At 68.4% G+C, this 13477-nt stretch carries 14 protein-coding genes; 9 read left to right on the top strand and 5 right to left on the bottom strand.

Annotated features, from left to right (window positions below; translation table 11 throughout):
* Positions 1–54: 54 nt before the first annotated feature.
* Positions 55–888, bottom strand: a complete 834-nt coding sequence (locus AB0F41_RS00210; RefSeq protein ID WP_357420372.1) for a class I SAM-dependent methyltransferase — start codon at positions 886–888, stop codon at positions 55–57.
* Positions 889–1052: 164 nt separating this feature from the next.
* Here AB0F41_RS00210 and AB0F41_RS00205 point away from each other — a divergent pair, with 164 nt between their 5' ends.
* On the top strand, positions 1053–1787 hold the full coding sequence (locus AB0F41_RS00205) for a hypothetical protein (RefSeq protein ID WP_357420371.1): 735 nt from the start codon (positions 1053–1055) through the stop codon (positions 1785–1787).
* Between the two features lie 83 nt (positions 1788–1870).
* Here the strand turns inward: AB0F41_RS00205 and AB0F41_RS00200 are convergent, their stop codons facing one another.
* Positions 1871–2761, bottom strand: coding sequence for an SAM-dependent methyltransferase (locus tag AB0F41_RS00200; RefSeq protein ID WP_357420370.1), 891 nt, complete (start codon positions 2759–2761; stop codon positions 1871–1873).
* 267 nt (positions 2762–3028) lie between these two features.
* Here AB0F41_RS00200 and AB0F41_RS00195 point away from each other — a divergent pair, with 267 nt between their 5' ends.
* A complete protein-coding gene (locus AB0F41_RS00195) occupies positions 3029–3226 on the top strand; it encodes a hypothetical protein (protein ID WP_357420369.1) in 198 nt (65 codons plus the stop codon).
* An 80-nt stretch (positions 3227–3306) separates the two neighbouring features.
* On the opposite strand, the gene AB0F41_RS00190 is transcribed toward AB0F41_RS00195, so the two are convergent.
* Both AB0F41_RS00190 and AB0F41_RS00185 read right to left on the bottom strand, forming a co-directional pair.
* Entirely contained in the window at positions 3307–4683 is a 1377-nt protein-coding gene (locus tag AB0F41_RS00190) for an NAD-dependent succinate-semialdehyde dehydrogenase (RefSeq protein WP_357420368.1), read from the bottom strand.
* A 74-nt stretch (positions 4684–4757) separates the two neighbouring features.
* Positions 4758–5606, bottom strand: coding sequence for an LLM class F420-dependent oxidoreductase (locus AB0F41_RS00185; protein ID WP_357420367.1), 849 nt, complete (start codon positions 5604–5606; stop codon positions 4758–4760).
* 223 nt (positions 5607–5829) lie between these two features.
* Between AB0F41_RS00185 and AB0F41_RS00180 the strand changes: the two genes are divergently transcribed.
* The 5 genes from AB0F41_RS00180 (at position 5830) to AB0F41_RS00160 (ending at position 11147) form a co-directional block, all read left to right on the top strand.
* A complete protein-coding gene (locus AB0F41_RS00180; RefSeq protein WP_357420366.1) occupies positions 5830–7035 on the top strand; it encodes a glycoside hydrolase family 76 protein in 1206 nt (401 codons plus the stop codon).
* A gap of 168 nt (positions 7036–7203) precedes the next feature.
* Entirely contained in the window at positions 7204–8223 is a 1020-nt protein-coding gene (locus tag AB0F41_RS00175; RefSeq protein WP_357420365.1) for an iron chelate uptake ABC transporter family permease subunit, read from the top strand.
* Complete coding sequence (locus AB0F41_RS00170) at positions 8217–9305, top strand: iron chelate uptake ABC transporter family permease subunit (protein WP_357420364.1); 1089 nt, start codon at positions 8217–8219, stop codon at positions 9303–9305. Before AB0F41_RS00175 ends, AB0F41_RS00170 begins: the two co-directional genes overlap by 7 nt.
* Entirely contained in the window at positions 9302–10132 is an 831-nt protein-coding gene (locus AB0F41_RS00165; protein ID WP_357420363.1) for an ABC transporter ATP-binding protein, read from the top strand. Before AB0F41_RS00170 ends, AB0F41_RS00165 begins: the two co-directional genes overlap by 4 nt.
* A 37-nt stretch (positions 10133–10169) precedes the next feature.
* Entirely contained in the window at positions 10170–11147 is a 978-nt protein-coding gene (locus AB0F41_RS00160; RefSeq protein ID WP_357420362.1) for an ABC transporter substrate-binding protein, read from the top strand.
* Position 11148: 1 nt separating this feature from the next.
* Here the strand turns inward: AB0F41_RS00160 and entS are convergent, their stop codons facing one another.
* Entirely contained in the window at positions 11149–12396 is a 1248-nt protein-coding gene (entS, locus tag AB0F41_RS00155; RefSeq protein WP_357420361.1) for an enterobactin transporter EntS, read from the bottom strand.
* 142 nt (positions 12397–12538) lie between these two features.
* Between entS and AB0F41_RS00150 the strand changes: the two genes are divergently transcribed.
* Both AB0F41_RS00150 and AB0F41_RS00145 read left to right on the top strand, forming a co-directional pair.
* The gene (locus AB0F41_RS00150; protein ID WP_357420359.1) at positions 12539–12775 is read left to right on the top strand and encodes a hypothetical protein; all 237 of its coding nucleotides are present in this window, start codon (positions 12539–12541) and stop codon (positions 12773–12775) included.
* Positions 12776–13243: 468 nt separating this feature from the next.
* Positions 13244–13423 carry a hypothetical protein gene (locus AB0F41_RS00145; RefSeq protein ID WP_357420358.1) on the top strand — a complete coding sequence of 60 codons (180 nt, stop codon included), beginning with the start codon at positions 13244–13246 and terminating at the stop codon, positions 13421–13423.
* Positions 13424–13477 lie beyond the last annotated feature (54 nt).

The raw sequence follows: 13477 nt of genomic DNA, 5'->3' as shown, positions 1-13477 counted from the left end.
CTGCGATATGGCCCGTTCTTCGCCTGGGGGGGGGCTTACAGGCAGGGCCGGGCTTCAGAACGCGAAGCGGTTCAGTACGTCGTATCGTTTCGCCGGTGTCGCGCAGACGAGCCGGTACAGGAGTCCCAATGGTGTGGCCGGGATCCGGGGGGAACCGGCGAACCCGGGGGCGTCCTCGAGGAAGCGCAGGCGCGGGTTCCACTGCTGTAGCTCCCGTGCATCGGCGATTCCCCAGGTGACGATTCCCTTGGTGAAAAGCTTCGAAAAGCGGGGGCCTATCGGAGCCAGGGTGTCGAAGAGCATTTCACCGGCGGGGAACCGGTCGGTGAGGCGTTGCAGCAGTGCCCGGACCTCGGGTTCACGCAGGTATATGAGCAGGCCTTCGGCGACGATCAGCGCGGGCCGGTCGGCCGGAATCTCTTCGAGCCAGGAGCTGTCGGTCACCGAGGCGCCGAGCATCCGATAGTTGTCCCGGTCGTCGTAGAGTTTGCGCCGCAGTTCGATGACCTGGGGCCGGTCGATATCGAACCAGCGGACCTCTCCGGGCGGGTGCAGCCGGAAGGCCCGGGTGTCCATTCCGCACCCGAGGTGGAGTACCGAGGCATCCGGATGGCGTCGCAGGAAGTCGGCGGACCAGGCGTCGAACCGGGAGGCCCGTACGGCGACCAGCCACTGGTTGATTCCGGGCCGCAGTGAGCGGCGCATCCGGGCCCAGTCGTAATCGATCCGGTCCACCGCGTCGACCGCGGCCGTGTCACCGAGGATCGGCCGTGGGGAACGGCCGTCGCAGGCCCGCAGGTAGAGCGTGCACAGGTTGGTCCACTCCACCGAACCCCACCGGACCGCGCTGAAATCGATGGTGTCGGCCTGGTTCACGGCTGCCTCCATCGTCGTCCGGACGCCACGGTAATACATCTCACAGGAAATGATCGGGCCGTTGTTTCCGGCAATCTAGCGGCAGGTTTGCCAAGGCAATTTGCCAGTCGATAACTATATTCGATCTTGGTCGGATGCCGACTGTTGTTTCGGTAACAAAGGCGTAACTATATTGGGTGAGTCTATTGGCGGGTGCTCCGAGTTCCCGCGTGCCGGATGGTGGTGACGCATCTACTGATGAAAGTGCTGAAGATATGAATTTCAAGAAGGTGGCCGCAGTATCTGCACTGGTCATTGCGGCTATGGGTATCGGCGCCGGTACGTCCTACGCGCAGCCCGCGACGGTCGAGAATCCTGATATCCACTACACCGCCGAGGTGGTTGATGAATCTGTGATCCTCCGTACCGACGCTGGATCGCTGACCACCGAAGACAACATGCTCCAAGTTCGCGACAATCTGGATAATGTGGTTGCTGGATTTCCGCTGAGCTATCTTCGGGACGGTTTGAAATACCCGATCGCGGTGGTGCCCGCCGGTGCGAACGAGGTTGCTCTGACGCCGAGTGTGGACCCGGCGTCGGCCGAACCCGCTCCGATGCTGCACGACGTCGCCTCCCAGGAGACCGTGGACGACGCGGTGTCGAATGCCAGCACCCAGTTCGGTCTCGCCACCAGCATCGGAACGCTGATCGGAACGCTGATCGGTCTGGGCGGCGGTTGCGTCCTGGGCGCGATCGTCGGCACGCCTTTCCTGGCGATTCCCGGCTGGATCGGTGGCTGCCTCACCGGCGCGGCCGTCGGCGCCCCGCTGGGTGCCGCGGCGGGTCTGGTGACCGTGGGTGGCGTCGCCGGTATCGCCGTCGCCGTCGAGTACTTCAACCGGATCAACGCCCCCGCGCCCGCCGCCTGAGAGTCCCGGCGGCCTGCCCGATGGGCGCAGCGCATGCAGTCGGCCCGGATCGCGAGATGTGCGGTCCGGGCCGATCTGTGTTCTCAGCGCCGCAGTGGAATGACCCGGCCCGGTTCGGGTGTCCGCGTCCGGCCGAGTCCGCCGAGGACGAGCTGCTCCTCCGGGGATCCGGCGCGGGTGGGTGGCCCGTGCGGCCACCACTCGTCGAGTGGGGTCAGTCCCGGATCCAGGACCTCGAGCGAGCCGAAGAGCTCGCGGATCTGCTCCGGACTGCGGTACCGGGCCGGACCCAAACCCGCTTCGGCGTGGGCGTATTCGAGATTCCGGGCCAGCGCGTGCAGCTCCGGGTTCGCGGGGCCGGGATCGCAGTAATGGCTGATCGCCACAAAGGACCCGGCGGGCAGGAGATCGATGTAGCGGGATACGACCCCGGCCGGATCGTCGCTCTCGTCGAGGTGATGCAGAACGGCGCCGAATACCACGGCGATCGGCCGGCGCATATCGAGGTAGCGCCCGGTGTTCGCCAGGGTGGCCTCGGGGTCGGTGAGATCACCGGGGAGGTAACGGGTGTTCTCGTTGCGCTCCAGCATCGCTCGGCCGTGGGCGACGCACAGTGGATCTACGTCCACGTAGACGACTTTCACCTCGCTGCGCCCGCATTCCTGCGCGACGATATGCAGGGGATCGCGAGTCGGCATACCGGCGCCGAGGTCCAGGAACTGGCCGACCTCCGCGCTCTCGGCCAGCAGCCGGACGGCGCGGGAGAGCCAGCGCCGGTTCATGCGGTGCACATCGCCCTGGCGCGGCGCCGTTCGCCGGATCCGGTCGAAGGCATACCGGTCGACCGCGTAGTTGTCCTTGCCGCCGAGGCTGTAATCGTAGGCGCGGGGCACGCTCGGCCGGCCGGTATCGGCGCCGACGGGCCGGGAGCGGACCAATTGAGCGCGGACCGGTTCCGCGGTGTCGGTCGTCATCAACGCCTCCGTCACATACCGGGCGGTTGCCTTCTCGCGAAGGCCTATCGACGGTAACACGGCAACATAATCCATGGCTATGTTGCGAATTCGGGACGGGTGGAGACACGGCATCCGGCGGCGCCGCCGGGGGATGACCGGAAGAGGTTGCGAGACATGACCGGCTTCAGCGCTGTGATCCGGCCTGATTTGCGGGTATGCGCAACACGGGAACTCGATGGCCTCACTCGGAGGTCACGGATTCCCGTGGAACTCCAGGAGGTTCTCATGCTCGCCACTGCCGCCGCCGTCGTATTCGGCCTCGCTCTCATCCTCGATCTCGCCGATGCCACGCTGGGCGACTCGATCAACGGCGGCACTCTGATCATCGTCGGACTCTTGCTGATCGCCCTGCATCTCGCCGGGTTCGGAAACCGCACAGGGGCCGGGGGCCGCTCCTGGAATTGGCGGCGTGCCCGCCGCTGATCCGGCACCCGGCCGGCACCGTGCGCAGGGCCGGGGCCTCGGAAGGCGCGTGTCCCAGCGATTTCCGAGGCCCCGCGCGGTCAGCGGGCAGCGGTCCGGCGGAGCCGGGTGTTGACGAATTCGCCCATACCCCAGCGTCCCAGTTCCCGGCCGTAGCCGGATTGTTTGACACCGCCGAAAGGCAGGCCGGGCAGCGTCGTTCCGTGTTCGTTGATATAGGTCATCCCGACCTCGAGGCGATCGGCGACCTCGGCGGCGTGCCGGGGGTCGGTGCTCCAGACCGAGCCGCTCAACCCGAAATCGACATCGTTGGCGAGTCGTACCGCTTCGTCGGCGGAGGAGACGCGGTAGACCATCGCCGCCGGACCGAAGATCTCCTCGGAGTAGGCGTCCATCTCCGGGGTGATACCGGTGAGAACGGCGGGCCGGAGGAACGCCCCGGCGCCGTCCAGGGGCGAGCCGCCCGTATGCAGTGTCGCTCCCTGCCGCACGGCGGTTTCGATCTGCCGGGCGACGGTGTCACGCGCGGAAACCGACGACAGCGGCCCGACTTCGGTGGCGGGATCGGACGGATCCCCGACGACCGCGCGATCGAATTCGTCCACCAGGCCGCGGACGAAATCGTCGTAGAGTTCGTCGAGCACGATGAATCGTTTCGGTGAGTTACAGGCCTGGCCCGCATTCGACAATCGGGCCCGTGCCGCGGTCCGTACCGTTTCCGCCATATCGTCGGTATCGAGCAGGATGAACGGATCGGAACCACCGAGTTCGAGGACGGATTTCTTCACGTTCTTGGCGGCCTCGGTCGCGACCGAGGCGCCTGCCCGTTCGCTGCCTGTCAGCGATACACCGCGGATGGCCGGATGTGCCAGGAATGCGGCGATCTGAGCGGAACTCGCATACACGTTGATATAGGCGTTCTCGGGAACCGACGCGTCGTGCAACGCCTCGGCCATGAGTTTCGACGAGGCCGCGCAGATCGAGGCGTGCTTGAGTATTATCGTATTTCCCAGCAACAGATTCGGCGCCGCGAAACGGGCCACCTGGTAGTAGGGGTAGTTCCACGGCATCACGCCGACCAGCGGGCCGATCGGTAATTTCTCGACCACCGATTCGTCGGCGCCCTGGGGATCGAGTTGTTCGGGTTTCAGTAATTCGGGGCCGTGCTCGGCGTACCAGCGATAGATATCCGCGGCGAGCTGTACCTCGCCGGCTGCCTGCTCGGCCGGTTTACCCATTTCCCGGGTGATGGCCGCGGCCAGTTCGGCCGAGCGTTCCTCGTACAGATCCGCGGTCCGCGCGAGCGCGGCGGCCCGTTCGGCCGCGGATACCTGTCGCCATGTCTGGAAACCCTCGGCGGCCCATTCGGCGATTTCGGAAATCTTGTCGTCGGTCAGCCCGGGGAATTCGTGTTCAGTAGTACCTGTGGTCGGGTTCGTCGTCACATAAGTACTCATGTCCCAATGCTACGGACCGGTGCCTCGTGATTCGATCATCCCGATGGCGGGTATTCGCGCCGCGGACCGCCGAATCACGAGACGAGTCCGGAATCCCGGATCGCCTCGGCCAGCGGTTCCAGGACGGCCGGGTCGTGCGGGGTCGGGAGATAGATGATCGCGAGGTCCAGGCCCTCGGCGCCCAGTGTGGCCGCCCAGTCGACGATCGCCCCGTAGCCGAGGGCAGGGTCCATCCGGGTCTGGGCGGAGAGCGTGATCTCCTTCGGGTCGCGGCCGATATCGGCGCAGTGCGCCGCCAGCACGTCCCGCTTGCGGACGAATTCCGCGGGGGTCCCGTTGACGAAATTCCAGTGCTGGGCGTAGCGGGCGGTGATCCGGAGGGTGCGCTTCTCGCCGTTGCCGCCGATGCAGATCGGGGGGTGCGGGCGCTGCGGACCCTTGGGTTCGTTACGGGCCCCCTTCAGCTGATAGAACTTGCCGTCGAAATCCGTGGTCTCCCGGCTCAGCAGGCCGATCAGCACCTGGCAGGCCTCCTCGAAGCGGTCCATACGTTCGGTGACCGTGCCCAGCTCGATCCCGTAGGCTCCGGATTCCTCTTCGTTCCAGCCGGCGCCGATTCCGAGTTCGAGCCGGCCGCCGGAGATGATGTCGAGGGCGGCCGCCATATTGGCCAGTACCGCGGGATGGCGGTAGTGCACGCCGGTCACCATCGTGCCGAGCCGCAGGCGTTCGGTGGCCTGTGCGAGGGCGGTGAGGGTCGTCCAGCCTTCGAGGCAGGGGCCGGTGGAGTCGGAGAAGATCGGATAGAAGTGGTCGAACGTCCAGCCGGACTCGTAGATATCGATCTCGTCGGCGGCCCGCCAGACGGCGAGCATATCGGCCCAGGTGGTTTCCTGTGGTGAGGTCTTGAACGCGAATCGCATGATGTCAGGCTATGAGTTGGAGTGGGCTCCAGGTCAAGCCGGACCGCGGTGTGTCGAGGTCCGGGCCGCACCCGCCGCGCACCGGATATACGCGGTAGCGGGCGCCCGTGGCTTCGGTCACCGTGGGGTCCGGCGCCGTGCCGCCGCGGCGGGTGCGGGATAGACTCGCGCCGCACGGTTACCGCCGCCGAGAGGCGTTGTTCAGCAAGGGGAGTCCGAGCGGATGGATCGCCGGAATACGGGGATCAGCCGGCGAACCGTGCTGTATGCCGCGGGAGCCGGGGTCGCACTCACCGCGCTCGCGCAACCGATGGCGGCGGCGCCGATCACGCGCACTGCCTCCGCCGGTCCGCTGCCGTGCGGGAAAAGAGCGGACCTGGCGGAACAGGCGATCGTATCCCGGCACGTCCGGGCCCTGTGGGGGCTGCCGCGGATGCGGCTGGGCGCGCTCACATGGCCCCGATCGTTACCGGAACAGTCGTTCGCGCAATGGCACTACTGGTGGCAGGCCCATCTGCTCGACTGCGCGGTGGACGCCGCGCACCGGGCCCGCACCCCGGACCGCGTCGACCGTGTCACCGCTCTCGCCCGCGGTATCCGCACCCGCAATCTCACCGGCTGGACCAACCGGTACTACGACGATATGGCGTGGCTGGCGCTGGCGCTGGAACGGGCCGACCGGCTGCTCGGTGTCCGGTTCGGCGATGCGGTCGGCGACCTGCGGACCGCGCTGATGGGTGGCTGGAATCCGGACGTCGGCGCGATGCCCTGGCGACTCGGGGACGACTACTACAACACGCCGGCGAACGGCCCGGCCGGGATCGCGCTGGCGCGGCTGGGTGAACTGTCCCGGGCCCGTGGGCTCGCCGATTTCCTGCACACCCGGTTACGCGATACGGGCAGCGGACTGATTCTCGACGGTGTTCACGAGCCCGGTGGCCGCGTGGATCGGACGGTCCACACCTACTGCCAGGGCGTCGCCATCGGCCTGGACACCGAACTCGCCGTACGCACCGGCGAATCCGGGTACCACCGCCGCGTGCGCGCGCTCGTCGCCGCGACCGAGGCCCGCCTCACGGACGCGGGCGTGATCCGCGCGGCGGCCGACGACGACGCCGGCCTGTTCATGGGCATCCTCGCGCGCTATCTCGCGGTGGCGGCGCTGGCACTGGGCGACACCACAGCGGCGGATATCGTGCACGCTTCGGCGCGGGCGGCCTGGGACCATCGCGCGGAAGTGGATGGGCTGCCGTTGTTCGGTGCGGATTGGACCCGTGCGGTCACGGTGCCGGAGCAGCCGGGAACCCTTCCCCAGCTCGCGGACTCGTCCGCCGTGGTATCGGCGAACCTCAGCCGCGATCTGTCGGTACAGCTGAGCGGGTGGATGGTGCTCGAAGCGGATTATCGGCTCACCGCCGCGGGCCGCTGATCGTCCGGCCCGGCCGGGTGGGCCCGGGCGAAGCGGCGTATCGGTCACCGGGACTCGTCCCAGCGCGGCGTCGGGACCGGAAAATAACCTGAGGCTAAACTAACCTGCGGCCCTGTCCGCTACTTCGCAGCCACCGGCCGGAGTCCGGCGAATCGAGGATGAACAGCAGTGTCCACAGCGACCACGACCCTGCCGCGGCCGGCGCTGTCGCGGACCGTCGTACTGCTGGTTCTGGTGGCTGTTCTGGTCCTGCTCCTGGCCGGTGGCCTCTTCGTGGGCAGTGGCGACTTCTCGATGAGCGACGCCTGGCATGCACTGTTCAACGAGGGTGGCCCCACAACCCTCGGGGTCATCCGGGAGCAGCGAATACCCCGCACACTGCTGGCGGCGCTGGTCGGCGCGGCGCTCGGCGTGGCCGGCGCGGTGATGCAGGGCCTGACCCGTAACCCGTTGGCCGACCCCGGCATCCTCGGTGTGAACTCCGGCGCGTACTTCGCGATGGTGCTCGGCTCGGTTGTAGCGGGGGCGACCGGCACCGGGCTGGTCTGGTGGTCGCTGGGCGGGGCGTTCGCCGCGTCGGTGCTGGTCTATTTCGTCGGTTCGCGCGGGGTCGGCGGAGCGAGCCCGGCCAAACTCGTGCTGACCGGTGTCGCGATCGCCTCGATGCTCAGCGGGCTCGCGTTCGGACTCACCATGATTCATCCGAAAACCTTCGACGCCATCCGCGGGCTGCTGGTCGGCACCCTGGACGGCCGCGGCTGGCCGCAACTGTCGGCGACCTGGACGCTGGTGTTGCTCGGGCTGATCGGCGCGCTGGCGCTGGCGGGATATCTCAACGCGCTCGCCCTCGGCGACGATCGTGCCAATGCGCTCGGCGTACCGGTGCCGGCGGTACGCGCTGTCGGCTTCGTGGTGGTCACGGTCCTGTGCGGGGCCGCGACCGCGGCGGTCGGGCCCATCAGTTTCGTGGGGTTGATGGTGCCGCACGCGGTGCGGATGGCGGTCGGCCCGGATCACCGCTGGATGATCCCGCTGTGCCTGCTGGTCGGGCCGATCGTGCTGGTGGGCTCCGATCTCGTCGCCCGCGTCGCGACGGCGAGCGAACTGCCGGTGGGGATGGTGACCGCGTTCCTCGGGGCGCCGGTGCTGATCTGGCTGGCGCGCCGCGAGGCGGGTGTGCAATGGTGACCCGTACCGCGCCCGTCGTCGCTGCCCGCTGGCCCCGCCGGGTGCGGTTCCTGCGGGCGCCCCGGCTCGGGCTGAGTCTGCGGGTCGATATGGTCTCGGTGGCGATCACTATCGCGTTCATACTGTTGACTGCGGTGGTCGGCATCCTGTCCCTGGGCGCCAGCACCACCAGCACCCCGGGTCTGGGATTCGTCGAGGTCCTCCGGGTGCTCACCGGACAGGTCGGTGGTAGACCCGCCGATCATGTCGCCGACTGGCTGCCGGTGGTGGTGACAGCGATACTCGGCGGCGCCTCGCTGGCGCTGTCGGGGGCCATCTTCCAGACCCTCACCCGCAACCCGCTCGGCAGTCCGGACATCATCGGCTTCACCACCGGTGCCAATACCGGCGCCCTGGTCGCGATGCTGGTCCTCGGGCTCGGCGCGGGCGGTGCGACGGCCGGCGCACTGCTCGGCTGCCTGCTCACCGCGCTGGTCGTCTATTTCCTCGGTATGCGCGGCGGGACCGGCAACTACCGGTTCATCATCGTCGGCATCGGCGTTTCCGCGATGCTGCTGTCGTTCAACGGGTACCTGGTCGCCACCGCCGATGTGCAGAACGCCGGCGCGGCGGCCGCCTGGGGTATGGGCAATCTGCGTGATCTGACGATGGCCGATACGGTGCCGGTGTTCGTGACGCTGGCCGTGCTGGTCCCGGCGCTGATCGTGGTCGCGCCCCGGATGCGCATGTTCGAGCTGGGCACGGACTCGGCGGCGAGCAAGGGAGTCGATACCGAACGCACCCAGGTGGTGTTACTGGTGATCGGCGTCGGGTTCGCGGCGGCGACCACCGCGATCGCCGGGCCGATCGCCTTCGTCGCGCTCGTCGCGCCCCAGGTCGCGGCCCGGATCACCCCGAGCGCGGGGATTCCGCTGGTCACCTCCGCGGCCGTGGGCGCCACGCTGCTGGTGTCCAGCGAGGTGGTGGCGCGCACCGTGCTCGCGCCGCAGACCCAGCTGCCGGTCGGCGTGGTCACCACCTCCCTGGGCGGCGTGTATCTGCTGTTCCTCCTGCTCGCCCGGTCCCGAAAGGCCCGCCCGTGACCAGCAATCCACTGCCGAACGACGCCCCGGGGCGGCTCACCGGTACCGACCTGCGGGTCGGTTACGGCGAGCGCACTGTGATCGCCGGTCTCGATGTCGTGGTACCCGACGGTTCGTTCACCGTGATCGTCGGACCGAACGCGTGCGGAAAATCGACGCTGTTGCGGACGCTGTCGCGGCTGCTGCGGCCACAGCGCGGCGCGGTGCTGCTCGACGGGCGCGAGGTGACCTCCTATGGGGGTAAGGAGTTCGCGAGGGAGGTGGGGCTGCTGCCGCAGCAGTCGATCGCGCCGGACGCCATCACGATCATCGACCTGGTCTCGCGCGGCCGGTTCCCGTACCAGAAGATGTTCCGCCAATGGACCGACGAGGACCAGCGCGCGGTGGACTTCGCACTTCAGGTCACCCGGCTCACCGAGCTGTCGACGCGGCCGGTCGAGGCGCTGTCCGGAGGTCAGCGGCAGCGGGTGTGGATCGCGATGGCGCTCGCCCAGCAGACGCCGATCCTGCTGCTGGACGAGCCGACGACCTATCTCGACCTCGGCCATCAGATCGAGGTGCTGGAGCTGTGCGTGGACCTCAACCAGCGGGGGACGACGCTGGTCGCGGTATTGCACGATCTCAATCAGGCCGCCCGCTACGCCTCGCACATCATCGCCATGGCCGGTGGTGAGATCGTCGCCGCCGGCCCGCCCGCCGACATCATCACCACCGAATTGGTCGAGCAGGTGTTCGGCGTGTACTCGCAGGTCATCGACGATCCGCAGACCGGGACGCCGCTGGTGGTCCCGCTCGCGCAGGGAGCGGTGCGGATCGACAGTGCGTGAACCGTGCCCGCCGGGCACCCAACCGAGAAGGAGAACCATGTCGCGACGGCGGATCAGCGTGGCGGTGGCGGTACTGGCGAGTGTGGTCCTGGCGGCGACGGCCTGCGTCCGGTCCGACGACACCACCTACGAGGTGTTCGACGATCCCGGGGCGACACCCGGCTATTCGCTGCCGGAGGCACCGCGGGTGGTGGCGCTCGGCTGGTCCGACGGCGCGGTCGCACTGGAGCTGGGAGTGAAACCCGTGGCCATCTACGACTGGATGGGCTTCGGCGAGGCCACCAAGGGTGTCGGGGAGTGGGATGCGGCGGCGTTCGGGGACAGCACGCCCGAACTGCTGTCCGCGCAGAGCGCCGGGGAGTTCAATATGCAGCAGATCGAGGAACTCGACCCCGACCTGATACTGAACGTGCGCGCGAAAGCCGACAGTGCCGTCACCGACAATCTGCGCGAGATCGCGCCGGTGGTGACAGCGCCCGAGGGTACCGGTGATTTCGCGGTCAACTGGCAGACCCAGGCCGAGATCATCGGCGCGGCCCTCGGAAAACGCGACGCGGCGGACACGATCATCGCCGAGACCACCACCGCGCAGCGGACCGCCGCCGGTGAGCATCCGGAATTCGCGGGCAAGACGTTCGTCTACGCCGCGAAATACGGCACCGCCTACGGCGCCTACCTGGCCGGGGATGCCCGGTTCGATTTCTTCGCCGACCTCGGTTTCGTACCGAACCCGCCGATCACCCGGCTGCAGAGCTCGGGATTCTTCGCGCAGGTCCCGGTGGAGCGGGTGGGTGATCTCGACGCGCAGACCGGTGTGTTCACCACCATCGGGCTGCCGTTCGCCGACCTCGAGAACGACTCCCTGATCAATTCCCTGGCCGTGGTGCGCGACGGTCACGCGGTGCGGTTGCCGGAGAACGATCCGGCCGTCCAGGCGTTGTCCGCGGGCACCCCGGAGTCGCTGCGGTTCGCGCTGGATCGCATCACCCCGCAGCTGGCGGCCGCGGCGGGGTGATTCACCGCGGCGCGGGCGCGCGGTCGTCGAGGGTGCGCAAGGTGGTGAGCAGCCACCACAGCGTGACGGTCGCCAGGCAGCCGCCCACGCCGTAGACGAGGAAGGCCGCCCGGGCCGGAACCGCGCTCGCGATACCGCCCGCGACGACCGCGCCCAGTGAAAGCGCGATGGTGAGCTGCGCGGTCCACAGGCCCGAGACCCGGCCCCGGAACTCGTCGGGGGTGTTCGCCTGCACCACCGCGAACCGCGCGATATCACTCACCACCCGGCCGGCGCCGTGCGCGGCCAGTCCGGTGAAGACCACCACCGTGGACGCGACGAGCCCGGCGCCGGCGAGCCCGGTGGCCGAGACGAAGGTGGCCACGAAGATCACCTGGCCGCCGCGCCGGATCGAGCCGGTCCAGCCCGAGGTGAGCGAGCCGAGTACCGCGCCGGCCGCCGGAGCCGCGAACAGCAGGCCCGCGGTGGTTTCCCCGCCGTGCAGGACCTCGCTCACGTATTCCGGGATGAGTACGTTCCAGCCGGACAGGAGCATGGTCACGCAGCCGATCAGCAATGTCGCGCCGACGATCCGATGCCCGGCCACGAAGCGCACCCCCGACAGCGCCGCCCGGAACGGCGTTTCGGCAGGATCCCGTTCGGCCTTCATCCGGCCGAGCCGCGCGAGGAGCAGGGTGGTCACCAGGCCCGCCCCGGCCGCCAGCCAGTAGTTGGCCGCGACGTCGAGCCAGGCGATGAGCAGACCGGCGAGCGCGGGCGCCGCCATATGACCGAGGTCGGCCGTCAGCGCCATCAGGGCGGCCCCGGCGGCCAGCCGGTCGGGCGGGATCAATCCCGGCACGGCCGCGACCAGCGCCGTTTCGGAGACTCCGCCGGTCACGCCGTCGACGACCGCGCAGAGCAGGATCACCCAGAGCCGTGGTTCGGGCAGCATCGCGTTCACCGCGAGCACGGCGAAGCCGAGGGTCGCCGCCGCCCGGGAGGACACGATCACCGCCCGCCGGTCGTAGTGGTCGGCCGCCGGACCGCCGATCAGGGTGCCGGCGAATGCGGAGATCCCGATCACTGTGGCGACGGTCGCGACCATGGCGGTCGATCCGGTCAGCCGGTAGACCTGGATCGGCAGTGCGACCACGAGGAACCCGATTCCGAATACCGAGATCGAACGGGCCAGGAAGAGAGTGCGGAACGCACGGCTGGTCCGCAGCGGTGTCAGGTCGACCGCGATCCGGCGTTGTTCCCCGGCCATGGGCGGCTCCCTTCGATCGCACCGCCCGGCCGGTGCACGCGACGACTGCCGGTCGAGGCTACCGGTCGCCGGGCGACCGGATCGATGCGGTGCGGGGCAGGTGGCGAACGGTCCGGCGCCGGAACGCAATAGGGTGGGACGCGTGTTTGGCGACAGTATGCGGCTCGAACGCAAGATCGACCGGCTCGAGCGCAAACTCGATCTGATCCTGGCGCAGCTGGGGATCGAGGACCCCGAGGCGATCGATTTCACCGATATCGACGATCTGCTGCGGCGGGAGCAGAAGATCAAAGCGGTCAAGCGGTTCCGGGAACTGGATCCCGGCGCGAGCCTGAAAGAGGCGGCGGACGCCGTGGAAGCGCGCCGGCGGTTGCTGTGAGCGCCTTTCGGACACCATGTCCGGACGTCGTGTATCGCACGGGAAAGATACCCGCGCGATCTGGGTATGATCCCGGTCACCGGGACGAACGCATCGGGATTCCTGCCGATAAGTGGCTCTGAACTGGTCTTTTTCGGAAACAGGTATATACCGGGCCATTCGACCGGCGTGCCCCGGCGGCGGGTGCCGAATGCTGGAACCCGAACGGGTCGGCACCAGCGCATCGAGGCTTGTATGGACGAGTGGAACACCGGAAACCCAGGGAACTGCAGTGACCTCTCCGCGGAATGCACCGAGACCGGGATGATGATCCGGCGCTGCGGCAGCTGCCGCACGTTGTTCGCTCCGCCGGTCATCCGCTGCTCGGCATGCCGGTGTGACGATTACGAGCGGGTGCCCGCGGCGGGCGGCGGATCCGTGGTGTGCTGGCGAACGGTGAGCTGTTCCCCGGCCGACGGAGCAGACGCGGTGGAATCGACGCTGGCGATCGTGGAGCTGGACGAGGGGCCCTGGGTGTATACGGCGATCGACGGCGAACTCCCGCGCACCGCGCGCCACCCGGTCCGGGTGCGCTACCAGGCCCCGCCACGCGGTGACCGATTCCCCATCTTCGGCGTCAGCGCAGCGCCGAGCGTATTGCCGGGCTGAGATACGGCGTCGTCGCCGTCCTGTGATCGCCGGTCGCGCTGCCGGAGATGTCCC

Origin of the sequence: Nocardia sp. NPDC024068 (assembly GCF_040638875.1) — a bacterium.
GTDB lineage: Bacteria > Actinomycetota > Actinomycetes > Mycobacteriales > Mycobacteriaceae > Nocardia.
This window is presented reverse-complemented; position numbering and strand designations above follow the sequence as displayed.